Origin of the sequence: Arthrobacter sp. efr-133-TYG-118 (assembly GCF_030209755.1) — a bacterium.
Taxonomy (GTDB): Bacteria; Actinomycetota; Actinomycetes; order Actinomycetales; family Micrococcaceae; genus Arthrobacter.
In genome coordinates this window covers 87,295-110,270 of record NZ_JARVRH010000002.1, presented here as the reverse complement: position 1 = coordinate 110,270, position 22,976 = coordinate 87,295, and the positions used below count along the sequence as shown (strand labels likewise).

Annotated in this window: 23 protein-coding genes; 18 read left to right on the top strand and 5 right to left on the bottom strand. The window is 63.5% G+C overall.

Features of this window, described 5'->3' with window-relative positions; all coding sequences use genetic code 11:
• Window positions 1–449 precede the first annotated feature (449 nt).
• Window positions 450–602: a Rid family hydrolase gene (locus QRN59_RS01385; RefSeq protein ID WP_284980761.1), complete on the top strand. Its 153-nt coding sequence runs from the start codon at window positions 450–452 to the stop codon at window positions 600–602.
• A 138-nt stretch (window positions 603–740) separates the two neighbouring features.
• Here QRN59_RS01385 and QRN59_RS01380 read toward each other — a convergent pair whose 3' ends face one another.
• Window positions 741–1,181: a VOC family protein gene (locus QRN59_RS01380; protein WP_284980760.1), complete on the bottom strand. Its 441-nt coding sequence runs from the start codon at window positions 1,179–1,181 to the stop codon at window positions 741–743.
• Window positions 1,182–1,401: 220 nt separating this feature from the next.
• On the opposite strand from QRN59_RS01380, the gene QRN59_RS01375 reads away from it, so the two are divergent.
• Window positions 1,402–2,541, top strand: a complete 1,140-nt coding sequence (locus tag QRN59_RS01375; protein ID WP_284980759.1) for an App1 family protein phosphatidate phosphatase — start codon at window positions 1,402–1,404, stop codon at window positions 2,539–2,541.
• A gap of 93 nt (window positions 2,542–2,634) precedes the next feature.
• On the top strand, window positions 2,635–3,279 hold the full coding sequence (locus QRN59_RS01370; protein ID WP_284980758.1) for an NADPH-dependent F420 reductase: 645 nt from the start codon (window positions 2,635–2,637) through the stop codon (window positions 3,277–3,279).
• Between the two features lie 12 nt (window positions 3,280–3,291).
• Here QRN59_RS01370 and QRN59_RS01365 read toward each other — a convergent pair whose 3' ends face one another.
• The 3 genes from QRN59_RS01365 to QRN59_RS01355 form a co-directional block, all read right to left on the bottom strand.
• A complete protein-coding gene (locus QRN59_RS01365; protein WP_284980834.1) occupies window positions 3,292–4,737 on the bottom strand; it encodes a GntT/GntP/DsdX family permease in 1,446 nt (481 codons plus the stop codon).
• A gap of 62 nt (window positions 4,738–4,799) precedes the next feature.
• The gene (locus tag QRN59_RS01360; RefSeq protein WP_284980757.1) at window positions 4,800–5,363 is read right to left on the bottom strand and encodes a gluconokinase; all 564 of its coding nucleotides are present in this window, start codon (window positions 5,361–5,363) and stop codon (window positions 4,800–4,802) included.
• A 164-nt stretch (window positions 5,364–5,527) separates the two neighbouring features.
• Window positions 5,528–6,484, bottom strand: coding sequence for an MFS transporter (locus tag QRN59_RS01355; protein ID WP_284980756.1), 957 nt, complete (start codon window positions 6,482–6,484; stop codon window positions 5,528–5,530).
• A 222-nt stretch (window positions 6,485–6,706) separates the two neighbouring features.
• On the opposite strand from QRN59_RS01355, the gene QRN59_RS01350 reads away from it, so the two are divergent.
• The 12 genes from QRN59_RS01350 to QRN59_RS01295 all read left to right on the top strand — a co-directional run bounded on the left by QRN59_RS01350 (window position 6,707) and on the right by QRN59_RS01295 (window position 20,701).
• A complete protein-coding gene (locus QRN59_RS01350; RefSeq protein WP_502871005.1) occupies window positions 6,707–7,552 on the top strand; it encodes a sugar phosphate isomerase/epimerase family protein in 846 nt (281 codons plus the stop codon).
• A 42-nt stretch (window positions 7,553–7,594) separates the two neighbouring features.
• Window positions 7,595–8,602, top strand: coding sequence for a Gfo/Idh/MocA family protein (locus QRN59_RS01345; protein ID WP_284980754.1), 1,008 nt, complete (start codon window positions 7,595–7,597; stop codon window positions 8,600–8,602).
• A 40-nt stretch (window positions 8,603–8,642) separates the two neighbouring features.
• Window positions 8,643–9,503: a sugar phosphate isomerase/epimerase family protein gene (locus QRN59_RS01340; RefSeq protein WP_284980753.1), complete on the top strand. Its 861-nt coding sequence runs from the start codon at window positions 8,643–8,645 to the stop codon at window positions 9,501–9,503.
• A 24-nt stretch (window positions 9,504–9,527) separates the two neighbouring features.
• A complete protein-coding gene (locus QRN59_RS01335) occupies window positions 9,528–10,694 on the top strand; it encodes a Gfo/Idh/MocA family protein (protein WP_284980752.1) in 1,167 nt (388 codons plus the stop codon).
• 127 nt (window positions 10,695–10,821) lie between these two features.
• A complete protein-coding gene (locus QRN59_RS01330) occupies window positions 10,822–11,868 on the top strand; it encodes a LacI family DNA-binding transcriptional regulator (protein WP_284980751.1) in 1,047 nt (348 codons plus the stop codon).
• Between the two features lie 88 nt (window positions 11,869–11,956).
• Window positions 11,957–13,363 (top strand): glucuronate isomerase, encoded by a 1,407-nt coding sequence (uxaC, locus tag QRN59_RS01325; RefSeq protein ID WP_284980750.1) that lies wholly within the window; start codon window positions 11,957–11,959, stop codon window positions 13,361–13,363.
• An 86-nt stretch (window positions 13,364–13,449) separates the two neighbouring features.
• A complete protein-coding gene (locus QRN59_RS01320) occupies window positions 13,450–14,772 on the top strand; it encodes a mannitol dehydrogenase family protein (RefSeq protein ID WP_284980833.1) in 1,323 nt (440 codons plus the stop codon).
• A 388-nt stretch (window positions 14,773–15,160) separates the two neighbouring features.
• The gene (gene uidB / locus QRN59_RS01315; protein ID WP_284980749.1) at window positions 15,161–16,618 is read left to right on the top strand and encodes a glucuronide transporter; all 1,458 of its coding nucleotides are present in this window, start codon (window positions 15,161–15,163) and stop codon (window positions 16,616–16,618) included.
• Window positions 16,619–16,736: 118 nt separating this feature from the next.
• Window positions 16,737–17,966 (top strand): D-mannonate dehydratase ManD, encoded by a 1,230-nt coding sequence (gene manD / locus QRN59_RS01310; protein ID WP_059387443.1) that lies wholly within the window; start codon window positions 16,737–16,739, stop codon window positions 17,964–17,966.
• Entirely contained in the window at window positions 17,956–20,151 is a 2,196-nt protein-coding gene (locus QRN59_RS01305; protein ID WP_284980748.1) for a gluconokinase, GntK/IdnK-type, read from the top strand. The genes manD and QRN59_RS01305 overlap by 11 nt, the downstream gene beginning before the upstream one ends.
• An 11-nt stretch (window positions 20,152–20,162) precedes the next feature.
• Complete coding sequence (locus QRN59_RS24595) at window positions 20,163–20,303, top strand: hypothetical protein (RefSeq protein ID WP_284980747.1); 141 nt, start codon at window positions 20,163–20,165, stop codon at window positions 20,301–20,303.
• Window positions 20,304–20,431: 128 nt separating this feature from the next.
• Entirely contained in the window at window positions 20,432–20,701 is a 270-nt protein-coding gene (locus QRN59_RS01295; protein WP_139359719.1) for a hypothetical protein, read from the top strand.
• A gap of 1 nt (window position 20,702) precedes the next feature.
• On the opposite strand, the gene QRN59_RS01290 is transcribed toward QRN59_RS01295, so the two are convergent.
• Entirely contained in the window at window positions 20,703–21,437 is a 735-nt protein-coding gene (locus QRN59_RS01290) for an SOS response-associated peptidase (RefSeq protein ID WP_284980746.1), read from the bottom strand.
• Between the two features lie 106 nt (window positions 21,438–21,543).
• Here QRN59_RS01290 and QRN59_RS01285 point away from each other — a divergent pair, with 106 nt between their 5' ends.
• From QRN59_RS01285 to crcB, 3 genes are read left to right on the top strand one after another with little or no spacing between them, the layout of a single operon-like run.
• Window positions 21,544–22,080 (top strand): universal stress protein, encoded by a 537-nt coding sequence (locus QRN59_RS01285; RefSeq protein ID WP_284980745.1) that lies wholly within the window; start codon window positions 21,544–21,546, stop codon window positions 22,078–22,080.
• Window positions 22,077–22,577, top strand: coding sequence for a fluoride efflux transporter FluC (locus QRN59_RS01280; protein ID WP_284980744.1), 501 nt, complete (start codon window positions 22,077–22,079; stop codon window positions 22,575–22,577). Before QRN59_RS01285 ends, QRN59_RS01280 begins: the two co-directional genes overlap by 4 nt.
• Window positions 22,574–22,942 (top strand): fluoride efflux transporter CrcB, encoded by a 369-nt coding sequence (gene crcB / locus QRN59_RS01275; protein ID WP_284980743.1) that lies wholly within the window; start codon window positions 22,574–22,576, stop codon window positions 22,940–22,942. Before QRN59_RS01280 ends, crcB begins: the two co-directional genes overlap by 4 nt.
• Window positions 22,943–22,976 lie beyond the last annotated feature (34 nt).

Here is a 22,976-nt window from a genome sequence, read left to right as displayed (position 1 = left end):
ATGCGCTCCTTCGCAAAGATGCCCTGCAAGGATGGGTCGTAACTGAGATGACCAGCGGGAGCCTACGATCAGCAACCCGGCATCGATCATTGCGCCTGGGCTTTTGCAGATCTCCGTTGTGGTGGTGGCCGTCAAGGACGGTTACCGACCACCGACGCGACAGAATCGCCTTCCAGGTCCTCCGAGCCACATTCCGCCATCGATAAGTCGATGACCCTTAATCAGGAGTATCGCGGCCTCCCGATGCTTTCAGAGGCAGGGTGCGATTGACTTTTGGTGGTCACCCAACATGGAACTCCTTCGTCTGCTCCTGACCGTCCTCAGTCCACAAAACGCGGACAGAGGGCTGTCCCTCACCGCCCAACATCATTACGGGCACCGTCCGCATCTGCCCTCGGTGGATGGTTGTCGGTCCGTCATTCCGCCCAGGATCATGCCAGCGTCCTGGTTTGCTCACTGACATTGCAGATTTCGACGCCGTTGGCGCCGTCCACGGTGAAATCTTCGGCGACATCCGTCCCGTGACCGCCGTCGTCGAGGTCGGCGCCCTGGCAGCAGACGACCTTCTGGTCGAAGTCGAAGCCGACGCGATCCTGCCGTAGCACTCGGCGCCGCGTCACGCCACGCACCTTTTTGGCGCCCACACTGCTCCGAAACCCCGGAATCCCGGGCTCGCAGTCCGTTGGGGGCGCCGAAAACCTGCTCGGCGTGACGCGGCGACGCGACTACAAGCCGCCGTGTCAGTTGATCCGCTCGGCCAGGGCGACGATGATTCCCTCTGGACCTCGCACGTAGGCCATGCGCCAGGCTCCCTCATACTGGCCGATGCCACCGACCAACCCGTATCCCTCCGCGGCCAGCCTGTCGACGTGCGCCTGAAGATCGTCAACTTCGAAGGACAGGCTGCGCAGCCCGAGTTCGTTGGCCATCGCGGCGGGTGATCCCGGCTCGGGGTCCGGCCTGACGAAGCTGGATAGCTCCACCCCTGTTCCTCCGTCAGGTGTCCGCAGCATGACGATCTCCGTACGGGAATCTGGGATGGCTATGACGGTGTCGATGAACTCGCCCTCCACGAACGTCCGGCCCTCGACCTCGAGCCCGAGTCCAACGAAGAACGCCGTCACGTGGTCGAGGTCCTGAACGGTGACACCGACGTGGTCGAACCGCATGATTCGCGACATGGGAAAAGCCTCCAAGTGTTCATTTACACGGCCAAGACGGAGCCTACCGCGGACTTTACGGCGAATCCACGTCGGGAGAAAGGCTCCTGCCGCGCGCGGCAGACTCCGTGCGGGGTACGGATTCCATTCGGGCCGGCGGCCCGGCTGGGTGCCGGCAAGCCTGCCGGTTGGCGCACGGCCTGTGAGTAGGCGTGGAGAGTGACCATGTAAGACTGGACGCATGTGTCCCCTCCCTGTGAAGCCGCGCGCCCTGTCCGACAGCGTTGACAGCGGGAGCCCGACGCTGCCGAGCCGTGCGCGCCGCCATCTCGCCCTGAGACTCGACGATGCCTGGCTCAGGTTCCAGACGCGACTCGCTATCCAGCGCGGTCGGGTGGAGACCGTCATCCCTTACACCGGTTACGGCACCACTTCCTGGGTCCGGGTGTTGGCGCGCGTTGTCCGCAGTGACGCGCGGGACACCGGGACTGGCGCTCAGGCAAGTGCACTCAGACCATTGCAGGATGGAATGCGCGGCTGGCGCAATTTCACGAGTGCGCCCGTGGCACACGCCGCCGTGCGCGTGACAGTCGCAGGCACTGTCCATGACGTCGAAGCGGACCGCGGAGGCGTGGTCGACGCGCATATCCCCGTAGCCCTCGACGCCGGCTGGCATACGATCACCCTGCAATCCGGGGGATCCAGCATCGTGGAGGCTCCAGTGCGGATCGTCGCTGACGATGCAGACTTCGGTGTCGTCTCCGACATCGACGACACCGTGATGGTCACCACGCTGCCCCGTCCGTTCCTAGCCGCCTGGAACACTTTCGTCCTCGACGAACACGCGAGGACCCCGACGCCGGGCATGGCTGTGTTGTACGAGCGGATCGTAAGGACGGCGCCCTCGGCTCCCGTGGTGTATCTGTCGACCGGAGCCTGGAATGTCGCACCGACCCTATCGCGGTTCCTGTCCCGCAATTTGTATCCCGCCGGTCCCAAGCTCCTGACCGACTGGGGTCCCACGCCTGACCGCTGGTTCCGCAGCGGCAAGGAGCACAAGAGGACATCTCTGGAACGCCTCGCGGCTGAGTTCCCCGGCGTTAAGTGGCTACTGGTTGGTGATGACGGACAGCACGACGAGGCCATCTACGCCGAGTTCGCCCAACGCCATCCGCAGAACGTCAGGGCCATCGCGATCCGCCAGCTTTCCGTCGGCGAGGCGGTGCTCGCCGGCGGGCGATCGAAGTCCCCGGCTCAGCCCACCCCGGGGGTCCCGTGGATCTACTCTCCAGACGGTGCAGGGATGTCGGCCCAGCTCGAGCAAATGGGCATCATCCGGCGCGGCGACCGGTCCGCAGACGTTCCTGAGGAATCCGACTGAGAAGCAGTTCCATCGGGCTGTGTCAGGAATCCGCCCCAGCTCTGACGCCCAACTCCGCCTATGATTGAGATGAAGGCGCGCACGGAGGTTGACGTGACAACTGCAATTATTGGAATCGGCAACATCGGGTCCCGGGTCGCCCGCCATCTTGTTCAGGGCGGCGAGTCGGTCGTCTTGGCGGCCCGCGATCAATCCCATGCTGAATCGTTGGCCGCTGAGCTGGGTGCGTTGGCGAGTTCGGCAAGCGTCGCCGATGCCGTGGCACAAGCTGACGCTGTCCTGATGGCCGTGTGGCTGGACACTGAGAAGGAACTCATCTCCCAATTGTCCGAGGCGCTGGTCGGCAAGGTGGTAATCGACCCGACCAACCCGATCGGGCCTGATGGCCGCGGCGGCTACACCACTACGCTGCCGGAGGGCCAATCGGCAGCCTCGATCGTGGCAAATCTGCTCCCTGACGGCGCGCATTTCGTGAAGGCTTTCGGCACCTTGGGCGCCGACGCGCTGGGTTCGGCAGCAAACCGGCCATCCAGGCGGGCAGTCCTGTTTTACGCAACCGACGACGACGCGGCGGCTGAAACGGTGGAGAGGCTCATTGGGGCCGCTGGCTTTGATCCGGTCAAGGCCGGAGGAATCGAGGCGGCCGGCAGGCTGGAGCTGATGCGAGGCGACCTCCACCAGAATGGTGGGCTCGGTGGAAGGCTTTTGAACGCCGACGAGGCGCGTGCCGCACTCTAGGCCCCGTCCTGGCTAGACGAAAACGGATAGCAGCAGTGTGAATCCGAATCCCACGAGGGAAATTATCGTTTCCATGACCGACCAGGTCTTGATCGTTTGCCCTACTGTCAGCCCGAAGTATTCCTTGACCAGCCAGAAGCCGGCATCGTTGACATGGGAGAAGAACAGCGATCCGGCACCGATGGCGAGTACAACCAGCGCTAGCTGAGCCGGCGACAAGCCGGTCGCCAGGGGTGCGATGATGCCGGCCGCCGTCACCGTAGCAACAGTCGCCGAACCGGTGGCGAGGCGAATCAGCACTGCGATGATCCACCCCAGCACCAGGGCCGACAGGCTGGCAGCTACCGCGATCTTGGCGATCGCGGTTCCAGTACCGCCGTCGACGAGCACCTGCTTGAAGCCGCCGCCCGCGCCGACGATGAGCATGACCCCGACAATCGGCAACAGGCTCTCGCCGATCTTCTTCGTCAGGGTCGAGGCGGAGAAGCCTACCCTCGTACCAAAAGTCACCATGGCCAGAAGCACCGCGACGAGCAGCGCAAAGACCGGATCGCCGATGAAGTCCAACAAGGGCCGGAGCGCGGCGCTCTTGTCCATCCAAATGTCCGCCCCGGCTTTGATCAGCATGAGCACCAACGGCGACAGCAGGGTCACCAGGGTCCAGGCAAAGGACGGGCTGCGCGTTGCCTGTGGATCCTGTGCCTTGCCAACCGGCGCTTCGCCGCGCGAACCGGCGGCTTTTGCGCCGGGGCCTTGGGAACTAGCCGACTGGGCGTTCTCACCGGCTCCGACGGTGACGGCCAGGCCAGCGCCTGCAGCTCCTATCGGTACGATCCGGGCGGCGAGACGGCCAAAGAGGGGACCCGCGATGATGACGGTTGGAATCGCTATCAGCAGGCCAAAGGCAAGAGTCACACCGACATTGGCGTGGAGGATGCCGATCGCGGCCAACGGGCCCGGGTGCGGTGGGATGAAACCGTGGAGTACCGACAAGCCCGCCAGGGCCGGAATGCCAAGACGCATCGCCGGGCCCTTGGAACGGTGCACGGCGAGCATCACGACGGGTATGAGAAGCACGAGCCCGATCTCGAAAAACATGGGAATACCGATAATGCCGGCGATCAGCGCCATCTTCCACGGCAGCGTTGCAGGCCGGCCGTGGAGAAGTGTGTCCACGATCTTGTCCGCACCGCCGGAATCGGCCAAGAGTTTGCCAAGCATCGCTCCCAACGCGATGAGCACGCCGACGTAGCCCAGCACGCCGCCGACGCCGTTTTCGTAGGACGTGGTCACCTTGTCCAAGGCGATTCCCGAGGCAATGCCAACGAAGAGGGCGCCGATGCTCAAGGCCAGGAAAGCATGCATCTTTACCCAGACGATCAGCAAGACTACTATCGCGATGCCGATGGCCGCCACCACAAGGACTTGGGTGTCGTGGCCGGTCCACGGTTGATGCATCGCGTCCGTGGTGGCGTCGGTGGCGACCCCGGCGAAGGTCCTGTCGAGGATGGAGATTCCGTTCATGGTTCTCGTCCTGTTCCGCTCGGCCGCAGGCCGAACTTGTCCATGATTTCTTGGGCAATCACTCCCGGCCCCGGACCAACGTCGATCCGGATTCCGGGCTCACCCGGGGACAGCTCCTCAAGGTCCGCGAACTGACTCCCCAACATACTGGCGGGCATGAAATGGCCGTGGCGTTCGGCCAACCGTGCGCTGATGGTCTCGGGGGTCCCGGAAAGAAAAACGAAGACAACGCCCGAACCTCGGCGATTGATGATGTCCCGGTAAGACCGTTTGAGCGCCGAACAAGTAATGACGCCGTTTTCCCCCTGATCCAGCCTCCGGTCGACCCACTCGGCGACCTTCTCCAGCCAGGGATATCTGTCCTCATCCGTGAGCGGATGTCCCGCTGCCATCTTGTCGATGTTTGTTTGGGGATGCAAGGCGTCGCCTTCTTCGAAGGCCCAGCCAAGCCGCCCCGCGAGGAGCGCGGCAACCGTGGACTTGCCGGAGCCCGAAACGCCCATGACAACCAGCACAACCGGTTCGGCCAAAGGGAGTGGCGCCATGTCCAGAGGGTCCATGGAGCCCATCTTGGCAGCACGTGGGCCTCTGTGCCATAGCTAATCGCAGCCGGACTCCCCGGGAATTTGCAGCGCCGATGCTGCCGTGACCAGTGACGGCCCCACGGACCCAGGTTGCGATCGCCGTTGGAAATTTCCCTGCCCGGACGGGGGCCTGACGGCGCTTATTCGGGGCGCGGTTCGATCTCGGACAGGAGGGGCAATTCTCGAACGGCACCGGAGGCGGCAATCCAGCAAGCCGAAATCACGACGCCGGAGCTCGCCGCGGCGAGTACGGCACCGGTCGGAAGGAACAGGGCCAGAACACCGGCCAGAGCGGCGCCGATCGGGTCGATACCCCACGTGAGGACCCTGCTGGCGGATGAGAATCTTCCGAGGGCTTCGTGGGGAATAAGAAGCTGTTTGAGTGTTTCGGTTCCGGTGATGTTGACCATCACGCAAGACGCCCAGAAACCGAGCGAAAGCCCGAGGAGAAGTACGTTCGCGACGTCTTGTCCAGGCGTGAGCAAAAGCATGCCGAGGCCTGCGAGAGCTGGGAGCATGAAAGTTGCCATGAGTGCCCGGACAGGCCGAAACCTGTCCCAGACCCAGGGTGCAGCCATCATGGAGAGCAGGCTGATGATTCCACCGACTGCTCCAGCGATTCCGATCTCGGCTGGTGTCATGGATCCAGTCCGCAGTGCATGTGTCGTCAGCTTGGAACGATGGGCGACGCTCGGGAGAAGGGCTGCGAAGGCGCTGTCGTAGAGCCCGGTCAAGCCCGACACCAGGAAAGCCGCAATCACGAGGGCAAGCAGTGAAAGGTTTCCCATGAGAAACAGAACTGCCATCGTGCTGAGGACCAGTGCTCGAAGTCCCGACATCAGGGACATGAACCGCGTCCTGCGCACCTTGTCTGTCCAGGGCCCCAGCAGCCCGAGAAAGACCACGGTTCCCAGTCCTGCTGCCATGTTGATCCACGCGACGTCCGAGGCGGAAGAGTCAAGGATCTGGAGCGCCACGATGGGAATCGCGAATAGGGTGAGCTGGCTTCCGAAGAACGATACGGCTTCGCTCCACCACAGTGTGCTGAAGTCGCGATTCCAGAGCTTTGTCTGGCTGCGCGCTATTTGATCAGTCATGATAGGTCCCCTGTCCGTGTTTGAGGCTACGGACACCGCTCTTGCGAAACAAACCAGTCGACCCGATTTTAGCCTCATTGCCACTCCGACAAGTTGCCAATATTTGGCAATCGGTTGTCAATGAAAGCCAAGCTGGTTAGACTCGAGGCGAACGCATGCCCGTGAACGACCACTTGGCGCCATATGCCGCCGTGCGGGCGAACGGATCCAAAGGAGATTTCCGTGACTGAAACCAATGCCGTGTGGAGCCTGTCCGGTTTCGGCGACGAAGTAGATCCCGATCCCGCGGTCCAGGCCGCCGTACTGCAAGCCCTCGGTGCCAGCCATATCGAAGTGCGCAGCGCATGGGGCACCAACGTTTCGGAACTCGAGCCGGAAAAAGTCGAGCGGCTCAAGGCCATCCTGGACGAGAAGGGCCTGAAGGTTTCCGCGGTCGCGAGCCCCATCGGCAAGATCGACGTCAGCGTTCCCGTGGAACATGAGCTCGCCCGGCTGCGGCAAATCATTTCGGTGGCCAAGGGCCTCGATACCAAATACATCCGCATCTTCTCCTTCTACCGGGCCGAAGGGCAGAGCCACGAAGACATCCGCGACTCAGTGATGGAGCGCCTGACCGCACTCACGAACGAGGCGGCCGCGTCCGGCGTCGTGCTCCTGCACGAAAACGAAAAGGGCATCTACGGCGACACGCCCGAGCGAGTCCTGGACATCATGGAGGCCGTCGGTTCACCCTCGCTCCGCGTTGCCTGGGACAGCGCCAACTTTGTCCAGGTGGGGGTGAAGCCGTACACGGAGGCTTATGCCGTGCTGCGCCCCTACCTGGAGTACTTCCAGGTCAAGGATGCAGTCGCCGGTACAGGTGAAGTGGTGCCTGCCGGTGAAGGCGACGGCGAACTGGACGCCACCATCGCCGCGCTCAAGGGCGACGGCTTTGCCGGCTTCGCATCGCTGGAACCGCACCTTGCAAGCACCCACGAACTGGGCGGATTCTCCGGACCCGTCGCCTTCGGCGCTGCGGCGCGCGCGTTTGCGGCACTCGCAGCCAAGAACGGTGTTGCCCTCGCCTGAGGGCCTGTAGGTTCAAAGGAAAACATCTTTTGAGGGAGAAGAATGCCTACAGCAGCAGTCATCGGTTGCGGCGATGTATCGAGCGTGCACTTCGGAGCGATCGCCAAAATGGACGACGTTGAACTGGTGGCCGTCTGTGACACCGACGCCGGACGCCTCCAGACGGCAACGGCCGCCTACGGCGTGGCGGGGTACGCGGACTACCTGGAGATGCTCGATGCGGTGAGGCCCGACGTCGTGCATGTCTGCACCCCGCACCATCTGCATGCCTCGCTGGCCACGGACTGCCTTGAGCGCGGGGTCAGTGTGATTGTCGAGAAGCCGCTCGCCCACACTCTTGAAGACGGGCGTCGGCTGGTCGAGGCGGCTGAACGGAGCACGGCGAAGATTGCCGTATGTTTCCAGAACCGCTACAACGCGACGTCGCAGGCTATGCGGAGACTGCTCGACGACGGCAGGCTGGGTCAGGTTCTGGGCGCCTCGGCAACCGTGATGTGGCACCGGACGGCCGAGTACTACCGGGACAGGCCGTGGCGCGGGACCTGGGCTGAAGGAGGCGGCGGCCTCATGATGAACCAAGCCATCCACACGGTGGACCTGCTCCAGTGGCTGGTAGGTGACGTGACCAAGGTGGAAGGCCACGCCTCCACGCGCTCGCTCCGCGGCGTGATCGAGGTGGAAGATACGGCGGAATTCATTGCCGGGCACGCCAATGGTGCCACCAGCGTCTTCTATGCGACCCTGGCCAACGCAACCAACGCACCGGTGACGCTCGACATCGTGACCGAAAAGGCCACGCTCAGCCTCCGGGGCGACCTTAGTGTCAGCTACGCCGACGGCACCGTGGAAACTATCCCGGAACGTGCCTTGGAATCGGGTGGGCGTGCGTACTGGGGCGTATCCCACGAACTCCTGATCAAGGACTTCTACGCCAAGCTCGGGGATCCTGCTCCGTTCTGGATCAGCCCCGCGGAAGCCGAAAAGTCACTCAGGATCGTCAAAGACATCTATGCCCAGAGCTACCCGGAGATCTCCGGGCAGGTGGGCTAACCACGCGGCCCATGAGGGCCCGGAACCAACGGAGGACAAAGTGGCCAAAATTGGCGTGCAGGCAATGATGCTGAAGGGCAGCTTTGCCGAAGCAGGGGCGTTTGAAACGCTCCGCAAGGTCAGCGCGATCGGGTACAACGCCGTCGAGATCTCCCAGATCCCGATGACCCCCGAAAACGTTGCCGAACTGGACCGTTCGCGCAGCGAACTGGGCATGGACATCGCGGCCCTTTCGGTCGCCATGGAGACGCCGAAGGGAATGCCTGGCGACTCCCTCAAGGACCATTTCGACAAGATCGTTGACGACGCAAAACGACTGGACACCCACCTCCTGCGGATTGGCATGATGCCGTTCCCGGCCATGAAGTCGATCGACGCAGTGGTGGACTTCGCGAAGCAAGCCAACGAATACGCCGAAAACCTCCGGGAACACGGCATCGGCCTGTACTACCACAACCACCACATCGAGTTCGCGAAGTTCGACGGCAAGTACATGCTCGACATCATTGCCGAAAACTCTCCGGCCATGGGCATGGAGATCGACGTGCACTGGGTGCAGCGCGGCGGACTGGACCCTGTCCGGACCCTGGCCAAATACGCCGGACGCACTGCCATGGTGCACCTGAAGGACTACCGGATCGGCGAGCTGCCGGAGCAAGCCTTCGGGCTCCTGGAAACGGGGGACTTCGGGGGCTTCATGGCCGAGTTCAAGAACGTGGTCCAATTCGCCGAAGTGGGGGAAGGCAACCTGGACTTCCCGTCCATCATTCCCGCGGCCCAGGCTGCCGGCGCGGAGTACTTGCTCGTGGAGCAGGACGAGCTCTACGGCCGCACCGTGTGGGAAGCACTGCAGACTTCCTACGACAACCTGGTGGCCATGGGCCACGCAGACCTCTTCTAATCCCACAACAACGGAGATCCACTCATGAGCAAGAAAGTACGCCTTGGCATCATCGGCCTGGGCCAGCAGGGCGGCACGTACGCCAAGTTCATCACTGACGGAATGGTTCCGAACATGGTGATCGGCGCTATCTGCGACACCGATCCGGTAAAGAAGGAACTGGCGGCCTCCCGGTACCCTGATGCGCCTTTCTACGACGACTACATCGCCATGCTTGAAAGCGGCGACGTCGATGCGATCGTCACCTGCGTGCCCCACTACCTGCACCCGGAAATGGGCATCGAATCGCTCAAGCGCAATATCCACGCCCTCGTGGAGAAGCCCGCAGGTGTCTACACCAAGCAGGTCAAGGAGCTCAATGAGTTCGCGGCCTCCAAGCCCGAGCTTTCCTTCGGCATCATGTTCAACCAGCGCAACAACCCGCTCTACAAAAAGCTCAAGGAGATCGTCGACAACGGCGAGATCGGCGCCATCCGCCGCACCAACTGGATCATCACCAACTGGTGGCGTCCCCAGGGCTACTACAACTCCAGCGAATGGCGCGCCACGTGGGGCGGCGAAGGCGGCGGTGTCCTGGTCAACCAGGCACCCCACCAGCTCGACCTGTGGCAATGGATCTGCGGCGTGCCGAAGTCCGTCTACTCCAAGGTGGCGTACGGATTCCGCCGGGACATCGCCGTCGAAGACGAGGTCACGGCCGTCGTGGACTACGGCAACGGCGCCACCGGCGTCTTCGTGACGGCCACGCACGACCTCGTGGGCACGGACCGCTTCGAGATCCTGGGCGACCAGGGCAAGATCGTGGTGGAAAACAGCAAGACCGCCACGGTCACCCGACTGGTCAAGCCCGAGCGGGAGCTCAGCGACGGCATGGACATGGACGATGTCCGCAAGCTCTTCATGGGCGAATTGAAGGCCGAGGACTACTACACCACCGAGGTCATCGAGTTCGAGTCGGCCTGGGGCGGACAGCACGCAGGCGTCCTGGAGAACTTCGCGGCCAACATCCTGGACGGCACTCCGTTGTTGGCACCGGGCTCGGACGGGATCAAAGGCGTCCGGCTGGCCAACGCCATCCACCTGTCGAGCTGGACCGGCAGGGAGGTCTCCCTCGACTTCGACGAGGAGGAGTACATGCGCGAGCTCAACAAGCGCATCAGCGAAGAAGGCAAGTTCGCCGAGCGCTCGTAAATTATCAGCGCCTCGGCAGCGCACCTCAGCAGGGCACTCAAGCAGGGCACTTAAGCAGGGCGGTCGCCGGCCGAATGGTCTGGCAACCGTCCTGCTTTTTGTTGCCATGCCAGATTACGATGGAGCGGTGACTGAAGCGACGAATTCCGGAGCAGCAACTTTCCCCGCCAAACGTGGACGCGGGGAGAGATCCTCGCCCACCATCTACGACATCGCGAAGCTCGCGGGAGTCAACCCGTCCACGGTTTCGCGCGCGCTGAGCAAGCCGGGAAGGGTCAGTGCCAAGACCCAGAAGATCATCGAGGATGCCGCCGAGCAGCTGAACTACCAGGTGAACCCCTTCGCCCGGGCACTTCCCACCGGCCGCACCCAGACGATCGGACTGATCGTCGCGGATATCACCAACCCGACATTCTTCGACATTATCCGCGGTGCGGAAACCACGGGGTCCGCCCGGGACTACACCCTGGTGCTGGCCGAGTCTGCGGAGTCGCCTGAAACCGAACTCATTGCGGCCCGCAGGATGTTGAGTACGGTGGACGGCCTCATTTTGGCGAGCCCGCGCATGGACGACGACAAGATCCGGGCCTTGGCCGCGGACAAGCCGGTGGCTGTGATCAATCGAGAAATAGAGGGAGTGCCGTGCGTGGTCCCCGACGTCAACAAAGGGATCAGCCAGGCCGTGCGGAGCCTTGCTGCCAACGGCCACCAGCAGCTCGCTTATGTTGCGGGGCCGCCGCAGTCCTGGATGTCGCGGCGCCGCTGGGAAGGCGTCCAAGCTGCCTGCGATTGGTACAAGTTGGCGGCGGTCCGCTTGGAATCGTCAAAGCCAACCGTCGACGGCGGCCGCCAGGTAGCGCGCGACGTCCTGGCGAGCGGTGCGACGGCGGTGATCACCTACAACGATCTCCTCGCCATAGGCCTCATGCAGGAGCTTCAGGCCGCCGGCATTCACGTTCCCGACCAGATCAGCATTGTGGGCTTCGACGACATCTTCGGGGCAGACTTCACGACGCCGCCGCTCACTACGGTGAGGTCGCCGTTGGGGGAGTGCGGTTCCCGCGCTGCCACCCTTCTGCTGGACATGTTGCTAGGCCACGATGGGCCCGCGGGAGCAGTCCGGGTAGACACGGAGCTCGTGGTGCGCGGCTCCAGCGGACGGCTGATCGCCTAGGTTCAAACGATCCCGGGAGGAGATGCAACGACATGGCAATAGTTGGCAACCGGTTGACAGATTGATTCTTCCGGCCGAAAATTGAGCTATGTCACAGTCGATCGCAGCCAATCCTGACCGGCTCCTGCCCGCGGATCCCGGGACGCGCCGCATTGCGCGCTCCCTGCTGGAGCGCGTCCAGGACCTGCCCATCATCTCTCCGCACGGCCACGTTGACGCCGCCGTCATCGAGCACAACACCCCGTTCCCTGATCCGGCCGCGCTTCTGGTCAGCCCGGACCACTACGTCACCCGGCTGATCCACGCCAGCGGAGTCCCCATGGACAAGCTGCTCTCCGGAGGCGCCAATCCCTCCGAATCGCGGGAAATCTGGCGGACTTTCGTCCAGGCCTGGCCACTCTTCGAAGGCACCGCGTCCGGGTACTGGCTGCGCACGCAGTTCGAAAGCGTGTTCAAGCTCGGCGCAGACCTTGGCGAGATGACTGCCGACGCAAGCTACGACGCCATTGCCGCCAAGCTCGTCGAGCCCGATTTCCGTCCCCGCCAGCTTTTCAAGGACTTCAACATCGAGGTCCTGGCCACCACTGACGATCCCCTGGACAGCCTGGCCAGCCACAAGGCCATCGCCGAGGACCCCTCCTTCAACGGCCGGGTGCTGCCGACCTTCCGTCCGGATGCCTACCTGAACATCGCGCACCCGGCGTGGAGCGCCAACGTCGAGCGGCTTGTGGATTCCGCCGGCGACGGCGCTACCGGCTACACCGGCTACATCAAGGCCCTGGAAAACCGCCGTCGTTATTTCGTGGACCATGGCGCGGTGTCCGCGGACCACGGTGTCCTCACCCCGGCAACGCTCAAGCTGGACCGGAGCGAAGCCGAGCGGATCTTCGAGCTTGCGCGTGCCGGCAAGGCCACGGCCGGGGACCGCAACACCTTCGAAGCCCACATGATGTACCAGATGGCCAGGATGTCCGTCGAAGACGGCCTGGTCATGACCATCCACCCGGGTTCCTTCCGCAACCACCACCAGCCCACCTTCGAGGCCTACGGCGCGGACACCGGACACGACATCCCGTTCGCCACCAACTACACCGAAGCCATCCGGCCCCTGCTCCAGGACTTCGGCACGGCCAAGGACTTCCACTTGGTGCTGTTCACCCTGGACGAGACGGTGTTCTCCCGCGAACTGGCGCCCCTGGCAGGGTTTTACCCCTCCGTGTACCTCGGCGCGCCGTGGTGGTTCCTCGACGCGCCGGATGCCATGCTCCGCTTCCGCTCCGCCGTCACCGAGACCACCGGCTTCTCCCGGTCTTCGGGCTTCATCGACGACACCCGCGCGTTCTGCTCCATCCCGGCCCGGCACGACGCCTCCCGCCGGATCGAAGCATCCTTCCTCGCCCGCCTCGTGGCCGAGCATCGTGTCAGCGAAGACCGCGCCCACGAAATCATCGTCGACGTCGTCGACTCCTCACCCCGAAGGGTCTTCAAGCTGTGAGCAACGAACCCGAGCAAACCGCGGATGTTCCCCGCCTGAGCCGTGCCATCAGGCCCATCGGCAAAGCCCCGGTGCGCATTGTGCACATGGGACTGGGTGCCTTCCACCGATCCCACCAGTCGTGGTACACCCAGCATGCCGGCGACGCGGCGGAGTGGGGCATCGCCTCCTTCACGGGCCGCCGCCCGGACGCCGCAGAAGTCCTGGCCGCCCAGGACGGCCTGTACACCCTGGTGGAGCGTTCGGACACGGGTGATTCTTTCGAAGTCATTGGCAGCATTGTCGAGGCTGATGACGGTGCCGACGTCGGGCGATTTGTCGAGCTTGTCGCCGCCCCGCTGACTTCGCTCATTACGCTCACGATCACTGAGGCCGCCTACCGCCTGGGGGCCGACGGCAAGTTGGACAACCAAGCGCCGGACGTCGTCGCGGACCTCGCCGTGCTCGCTGACGGTTCTTCTTCGGGCAAGCCGACGACGCCGCTCGGACGCCTCGTGCTCGGCCTCGCCGCGCGCCGGGACGCCGACGCCGGTCCACTCGCCGTGGTTTGCTGCGACAACCTCTCCAACAACGGAACCGTAGCCAGAAGCGCCGTGATGGGGATGGCCAAGGCGTTCGACGCCGGACTCGCCGCCTGGATCGACGCCAACGTCAGTTTTGTCAGTACTTCCGTTGACCGCATCACCCCGCGGACGACGGACGCCGATGTCGACGCCGTCGCTGCGGCCTGCGGATATCGCGACGAATCGCCCGTGGTCGCCGAGCCCTTCCGCAACTGGGTCCTCAGCGGGGACTTCCCGGCTGGACGCCCGCATTGGGAAGACGCGGGCGCCGTTTTCGTGGACGAGATCGAGCCGTACGAGAACCGCAAGCTGTGGCTTCTCAACGGCGCCCATTCGCTCCTCGCCTATGCCGGCCAGCTTCGCGGACACAAGACCGTGGCCGAAGCCCTCGTTGACGATTTCTGCCGACAGGCGGTGGAGGACTTCTGGGACGAGGCCGCTGCCAACCTGCGCGGTGAGGACTTGCGCCTCCCGGAGTACCGGACCGCCCTCCTGGAACGCTTCGGGAATTCCCGGATCGCCCACCATCTGGCCCAGATAGCCATGGATGGCAGTGCCAAGCTGCGCATGCGGGCGCTACCCGTCCTCCGCGCCGAGCGCGCCGCCGGCCGCAGCGGCCAAGCGGCTGCGCGGATGATCGCGGCCTGGTCTGCCTACACCGCCACGGTTACCGGTCTCCAGGACCCGCAGGCGGCAGACATCGCCGCCGCGAACCTCCTCACGGGCCGCGCCCGGCTCGAGGCCCTGCTCGGCCTCGTTGATCCGGACTTGGTTGCCGACGCGGCGATCGTGGACCTCATCGAGGGCTTGGCCGAGACCTTCGCGGCCGCCGGCAACCTCAGCTAATCCACCAGGCACGTTCGACGGCGCCCGTTGCCTTCCACGTGAAGGTGACGGGCGCCGTCGTGTGGGCCCGTATATGTGAGCGAGCGTTTGGTGGACACGCGATATATGTGAGCGAGCGTTTGGCAGGACCAACGCTCGCTCACCTTTAAGGCACTTTCCTCCGACGCTCGCTCACGTTTAAGGCACTTTCCTCCGACGCTCGCTCCCCTTTGACGAATCCGCCCTGAAGGCAAAAGGTTTATGGAAACATTTGGCAACCGCTTGCCGAATGATTGCCAAGGTGATTAGAATTACATCAAGCTTCAACAATTTCAGGCCTGGTCGGCCGAAGCCTTTCCATCATCGCAAGCCGGAACATGGGGTACCGGCAAGGGTAAAGGAGCCCGCAATGAACAAGCTCAGCAAACTCAGCATCCTAGGCTATGGGGCTGGCGACGCCGCCAACAACCTTGCCTTCACTACTGCCACCATGTTCCTGCTCGTCTACTACACCGACGTCGCGGGCATATCTGCGGCGGCCGCCGGGACCCTGTTGCTCACTGTCAGGATCTTCGACGCTTTTGCCGATGTCTTTGCCGGACGATTGGTTGACCGCGCCTACAGCAAGCGCTTCGGAAAATTCCGCCCATTCATCATGTTCGGCTCCATCCCGTTGCTGCTCCTGAGTGTCGCGGCCTTCTCCATTCCGCAGATCGGCGAAACGGGGATGTTGCTCTACGCCTACGTGACATACGCGGCCCTGGGCCTGGCCTACTCGCTGGTCAATATCCCGTACGGCTCGCTGGCCGGCGCGATGACCCAGGAACCGGGGGAGCGGGCAAAGCTGGGCTCTGCCCGCATGGTGGGCGCCCTCTTGGTAAGTTCCGCGTTGGGCATTTTCGTAGCTCCGCTGATCAAGCCCGGCGCCAACCTGCAGTCCACGTTCACCATCATCACCCTGGTCTTCGTCGTGATTGGCGCAGTCCTGTACTTCTTCACCTTCCTGACCGCCAAAGAGCGGGTCCACCGGGCGGTGCCCAAGGTTTCGTTCAAGCAAAGCATGGCGACACTCAAGACCAACCGTCCCTTGCTCATGCTGTGCCTGAGCTCCTTCCTCTTTTTGACCGGCTACATGGCCCTGTCTTCGGTGCAGCTGTACTACTTGCGTGACGTCCTCGGCCGGCTGGATCTCTACGCAGTCCTCTCCGTCGTTCAATTGGCGGTGACCTTTGCCCTCGCTCCGCTCATGCCGAGATTGGTCCGAAACTTCGGCAAGAAGACCATCTACGTGGCCGCCGGGTTCCTCGCCATCATCGGTGGCGCAATCGTCTTTTTCGCTCCGGCCTCCATGGTCTGGATCGGGTTCTCCGGTCTGCTCCTGAGCATGCTTGGCGTCATGGCTGTCAACATCGTGGTGTGGGCCCTGGAGGCAGACACCGTGGAATACGGCGAATGGAAGACCGGTGTCCGGACTGAAGGCATCACGTACGCCCTGTTCTCCTTCACCCGCAAGACGGGCCAGGCCGTCGGCGGCGCCCTTGCCGCATACGCACTCGCGGCCGGCGGCTACAAGTCCGGCACGACGCACACCGCCGAATCGCTGCAGGCTATCCAGTTTGCCGCAGGTGCGCTGCCCGCCATCATGACCATCCTCGCAATTGTTGTCATGGCCAAGTACAAGCTGACCGACGCGTTCCATGCCCAGATCCTGGGCGAAATCAAGACCCGTCGAGCCCTGGAAACATCCGACGCGGAGCCATTGGTCGGGGAACGCGCCGTCTCGACTCCCACTGTGAGGGCCACCTCGGAAACCGTCTTGGAAACCACGGCGGAAACCGCCGGACCAGAAAAAATCTCCGCGAAATAGTACTGCAACCGGTTGCCAATAATTGTCATCCATCCTAAGATCGTCTTTACCTGCTCTGTGGTGCACGCCGCATCCGGGCCAGGCCAGCCCTCGATCAGCAACCCTGAAAGGACCAGCTGTGAAAATCATTGCCGCTGAAGTCTTCGTGACCAGCCCCACCCGGAACTTCGTGACTTTGCGGATCACCACCGAGGACGGCGTGACCGGCATCGGCGACGCGACCCTGAACGGCCGTGAACTCGCCGTGGCCGCGTACCTGAAGGAGCACGTTGCGCAGCTGCTGATCGGCAAGGACCCGCACCGCATCGAGGACACGTGGCAGTTCCTGTACCGCAGCTCGTACTGGCGCCGCGGCCCGGTCACGATGGCCGCGATCGCCGCCGTCGACATGGCCCTGTGGGACATCAAGGGCAAGGTGGCCGGGCTGCCGGTCTACCAGCTCCTGGGCGGCGCCTCCCGCAACGGGCTCCGCGCGTACGGCCACGCCTCGGGCGCGGACATCCCGTCCTTGTTCGACTCGGTCCGGGAGCACCTGGAACTGGGTTACAAGTCCATTCGCATCCAGACCGCCATCCCGGGCATCAAGGCCGTCTACGGCGTCGCCGCCCAGGCGCAGGCCTCTGGGGAACGCTACGACTACGAACCCGCCGGCCGCGGCGCGTTCCCGCAGGAAGAGGACTGGGACACGCGCGCCTACCTGCGCCACCTGCCCACAGTCTTCGAGGCCGTGCGCAACGAATTCGGCCCGGAAATCCCGCTGCTGCACGACGGCCACCACCGCATGACCCCCATCCAGGCAGCCAAGCTCGGCAAAGCGCTGGAACCGTACGACCTGTTCTGGCTCGAAGACTGCACCCCGGCCGAAAACCAGGAAGGGCTGCGCCTGGTCCGCCAGCACACCACCACGCCACTGGCGATCGGTGAAATTTTCAACACGGTCTATGACTTCCAGACCCTCATCAAGGAACAGCTCATCGACTACGTCCGGGCCGCGTCCACGCACTTCGGCGGGATCTCGCCGCTGAAGAAGGTCATGGACTTCGCCGCCCAGTACCAGATCAAGTCCGGCTTCCACGGCCCCACCGATATTTCCCCTGTCGGTTTCGCCGCGCAGCTGCACGTGGGCCTGGCCATCCACAACTACGGCATCCAGGAGTACATGCAGCACTCGGACAAGACCAACACGGTCTTCGAGCAGTCCATGACCTTCACCGACGGCTACCTGCACCCGGGGGACAAGCCGGGCCTCGGCGTCGAATTCAACGAAGAAGCCGCCAACTCCTTCCCGTACCAGCAGGCCTACCTTCCGTACAACCGCCTCGTGGACGGCACCGTTCATGACTGGTAGGAACATGGGCATGGCCGGCGACCTGGGCGCAGCCGCGGAAAAGCCGCGGCGCATTGTGGTCATGGGCGTCTCCGGTTGCGGCAAGACAACCATCGGAGACCTCGTGGCGCGAGCGCTGGGAGTTCCGTTCCTCGACGGCGATTCGCTCCACCCGGTGGAAAACGTCGCCAAAATGGCTGCCGGAACCCCGCTGACTGACCAAGACCGGTGGCCGTGGCTTGCGACGGTCGGCGCTGAACTCGCCAACGCCGGGGACGGCGGGCTGGTTCTCGCCTGCTCCGCCCTCCGGCGCAGCTACCGTGACGCCATTCGTGAGAAAGCCCCGGACACCGTCTTCCTGCACCTGCACGGCAGCAAAGAGGTGCTGAGGGAAAGGACAGAAGGGCGTTCCGGCCACTTCATGCCGCCTGCCCTCCTTGATTCGCAGCTCGCCACCTTGGAACCGCTCGACGCCGACGAGGCCGGGTTCGTCGTGGACATCGCCGTCCCGGTAAGCGAGGTGGTCGCGGAAGCGCTGGCCGGGATTGCCGCCGTCGCAGGTTCCAAAGCTCCGGCGGGCAGCCGCCCCGCGGGTGCCGTGGGCACCCAAGCGCGCCAGTTCGACGTCGACCTCCGGTCGGCGCCGTTCAACCTCGACGACGACGCCGTTGCGTGGGTGGACTCCACTATCCGCGGCATGAGCCTCGAGGAAAAAATCGGGCAGCTCTTCATCAACCACAACAACGATTACTCGCCCGAGTACCTCGACGGCGTGCTGGAGAAATATCACGTTGGGGGGATGCGGTACAGGCCGGGTCCGTCCGCGGCTGTCCAGCAACACATCCGTTATGCCCAGTCCAAAACGCGCATCCCGCTTTTGGTAGCCTCCAACCCGGAAATGGGAGGAGCCGGAAGCTGCGACGACGGAACTTTTGTGTCGACCCACCTGCAGGCCGGTTCCCACCCGGATAAGTCCATCGCCAGGAAAATGGGCCAGGTGGCCGGTGTTGAAACCGCGGCATTGGGCTGCAACTGGGCCTTCGCGCCGATCGTGGACATCCACTACAACTGGCGCAACACGGTCATTTCCACCCGGGCCTTCGGCAACGCACCGGAAATCGTCGTGGAGCGCGCCAAGGAGTACTTCGACGGCATCAGTGAATCGCCCACTGTCTGCGCCATCAAGCATTTCCCGGGTGACGGCGTGGACGAACGGGACCAGCACGTCGTTACTTCGTACAACACGCTCGGGTACGCGGAATGGAATTCCAGCTACGGGCACGTGTACCGGGAAATGATCGGCCACGGGGTCCAATCCATCATGGTCGGACATATCGGGGCGCCTGAGCTCACACGGCATTTCCGTCCGGGGACGGAGGACAGGGACATCCTGCCCGCCACCCTCGCTCCGGAGCTTCTCCAGGACTTGCTCCGTGGCGAGCTCGCCTTCAACGGCCTTATCCTCACTGATGCATCGCAAATGGTCGGCCTTACCCAGGCCAAGAAGCGCAAAGACCTCGTTCCAGCCACTATCGCCGCCGGCTGCGACATGTTCCTGTTCTTCCGCAACCCGGCGGAGGACTTCCAGTACATGATGGACGGCTACAAATCCGGCGTTATCACCGATCAGCGCCTGCATGACGCACTGCGCCGGATTCTGGGGTTGAAGGCCAGCCTGGGGCTGCACAAGAAACTGCCGGAAGAATTGACGCCGTCGCCTGAGGCGCTGCGGCTGATCGGCAGCGAAGCGCACCTCGCCGTCGCCGCCGAAATCGCCGACAAGACCGTCACCCTGATCAAGGACACCGCCGGCAATCTGCCCATCACGCCGGAAACCCACAAGCGGATTCGCCTGTATGGCATCTCCGGCGGTTCCGATTTCACCAGGGCGGATCCGCTGGCCTATCTGGATACGGTCAAGGAAGAACTTGAGATCGCCGGTTTCGAGGTCCACCTCTTCAAGACGGCGGAACAGCGCGAAGCTGCGGGGGAGTCGGGCGTGAACTTCATGAGCGTCATCTCCGACGAAGCCACCGGCGATTATGCGGACAAGTATGATGCCGCGTTTGTCTTCGCTTGCGTGTTGGGCTTCGCCCAAGAGGCTGCGATCCGCATCAAGTGGTCCAGCCCTATGGCGGCGGAAATCCCTTGGTACGTCACGGAAGTCCCCACGGTGTTCGTCTCGCTGAACCGCCGAACCACTTGATCGATGTGCCGATGGTCAAGACGGCCATCAACGCCCATGCAGGGACTCGCGAGGCCATTCGGGCTACCATCCAGAAAATCCAGGGCAAGTCCGGGTTCCACGGAACGTTCAACGAGAACGTGTTCTGCGATTCGTTCGACACCCGGCTTTAGGCTGTGGCGGCCACTTCCCAGCGGCATGGGAAGTGGCCGCCGCACGCCCGGTGCCCTGAAATGACGGGGTTAAGGAGTTCGAATCTCCTGACCTCCATATTGTCGATGCCTCGCAGTAGTATTCGGGCATGCCTGACCAGCCCGAATATCCCGCGCCGTTGAATTCAGTCGGTGCCCCGCCTCCGCGTCAAACGGAACCGCTGTCAACCGTTTCAAGGGTGCCCGTCATCGCCAAGCTCGTTTGGCCGAAGTACCTTCAATATGTTCCGGCCATGGTCACCCGGACCTCGGAGGGCAAGGTCCTGGTGCAGTGGTGGCCGAATCCCTTTGGATCGGCCACCAGATTGACGTGGCTAAAGGATACGGACGTGAGGGCCGAGCTGCGATACGAACGTTGAGTCAGGCGGCCGGATTCGCGACGTCCACCAACTTGGTGTTGTCCTCCACGAGTTCCACGGGCCTCATCGTCCATGACGACGCCAGGCCATACGCATCGCCCAGCACGGCGTCCAGCAGGGCCTGGCCCCTGGTTTCCTTGGGGTCGATCCAATCGTCGATCATGTCTGCAGAGATCGGAACCGGGATCCGGTCATGCAAATTGTGGAGTCTCTTGTGTACGCCTTCCGGAGGGGAATCCATGGTCAGGATCGAGCAGGACAAACGCCAGGCGCCGGGTGCGGACTTGTCCTCGATGCTTTCGTCGCGCCATGGCGCAAACAACCCGGCGAAGGTAATCAGCTCATCCTGAGGTTCGACGATGTAGCGCTGCTTGGGATCCTTGCGGCCAGGCCCCGATTTCTTCCACTCGTAGTAGGCAGAGGCCGGAACGACAGCCCGCCATTTGGGCAGGGACGCCCTGAACACCGGGATTGCCCCGGCGGTTTCCGAACGCGCATTCCAGGTGGGCACCTTCGAATCGAAGGACTTGGAGAATGTTGGAACCAAGCCCCACCGTCCGGCCGCGAGCTCCCGTCCGACTGAACCGTCTCCAGCCCGTCCCCGCAGAAAGACCACGGGGTCGGTTGGGTTGATCTGGAGCGTTGGCGAAGGGTAGTCGGTATCACCGCGCAGCACGGCACCGAGCTTCCTCGAGAGATAGCCCGCTTCGAACCCGACACTGAACCGACCGCACATATCGACATTCTCGCTTAGCTCTTGGGACAACGCCAGCCGTAGAAGCCCATACTGGAGCAAGATGGAAGAACCCGCATCCTGACAATCCGGACAATTGGAGGGCCCCATGAGCAACCCCCGTGGCGAGGAAACGCCGCCGGCCAAGGGCGGCCCCGCCCGATTGACCGGGCCGGTGCTGGCAGGGGTGCTCCCGCACCAGCCTGTCACGGTGGTTGAGAAGGCCGGCGAAGTTGCGCTCAGCGCCGGATTGGAACTGGTCCTGGCGTTCGCTGACGTCACGAGCTTCCCGGCTGCAGGGGACCGGGATGGGCATCTGGCGGCCCAGCCGATCGACCCAGACGGAATCGACGACGACGCAGCGGCCATCTCGGAGTCGCTCCGATCCCGCATCGCGGATCAACTTGACGGAACGGGCGTGCGGTGGACCTTTGTGACGCTCGCCGGTGAGCCTGCCCGTTCGCTGGGCCGTTATGCGGCGAGCATCAACGCTTCCATGATCGTCGTGGGAACAAAGGAACATGGCCTCGGCCCGAAGTTTGAAGGACTGGTCACCGGATCGGTAGCCTTGCATCTGGCACATCGCCAAAACTGCCCCGTGCTCATGGTTCCCTTGGGCCGTCACGACCCAAGCAGGGATCAATGAAGGAAAGCAGCACCGCCCCGCCGGGAGCCAAATCCCAGACGACACCCCCGGACCGGCACCCGCACCGCCCGCTTCATTTGCACGGGCGGTTCGTTCTGCTCGTCGCCGCCGGCGGAATCCTGGGGGCTTTGAGCCGCTACGGGTTTGGCATGGCCCTTCCGGCGCCAAACGCGTGGCCGCTGCCCACCCTGCTCATCAATCTGTCCGGCGCGCTCGCGCTTGGCTGGCTCCTCGAAGCACTCTCCCGGAGCGGGCCCGACGCCGGTCTCCGCCGGATTGCCCGCTTGGGCCTTGGAAGTGGCTTCCTTGGGGCATACACCACCTACAGCACCCTGGCGCTGGACTCTGTGCATCTCATCGGAGCAGGACGCGGGATGGACGCTATCTGGTACCTGGTAGCCAGCCTCCTAGGCGGTGTCGCGGCCACGACCCTGGGGATTTGGCTTGGGGCGCTCCGCCACAAGTCCGCCCAAAAGGGGCAGAAGGCTCAGCCATGACCCTCCTTCTGATAGCGCTCGCGGGCGGCGCAGGTGCGGCTGCCCGTTTCATAGTGGATGGAGTGGTCCGTTCCTGGGCCCGGACGGCGCTGCCGCTGGGCACTATCTTCATCAACGTCTCCGGGTCGCTGCTCATGGGGATCCTGGCGGGACTGGTCATGGCACATCAGGCTCCCGAATCCCTTCAGCTGATTCTCGGCACAGGATTCCTCGGCGGGTACACGACCTTTAGTACGGCAAGCTTGGAAACCGTCCGGCTTGTCCAGAGCGGCCGGACCGGACTGGCCCTCCTCAACGGAGTGGGCACTATGGCGGCATGCGTCGGGGCCTCGGCGGCCGGCGTCGGGCTGGTCCTGTTGTTCTGAGGCGCTGTCCGCAGCCAAAGGCCGAAGGTAGGAT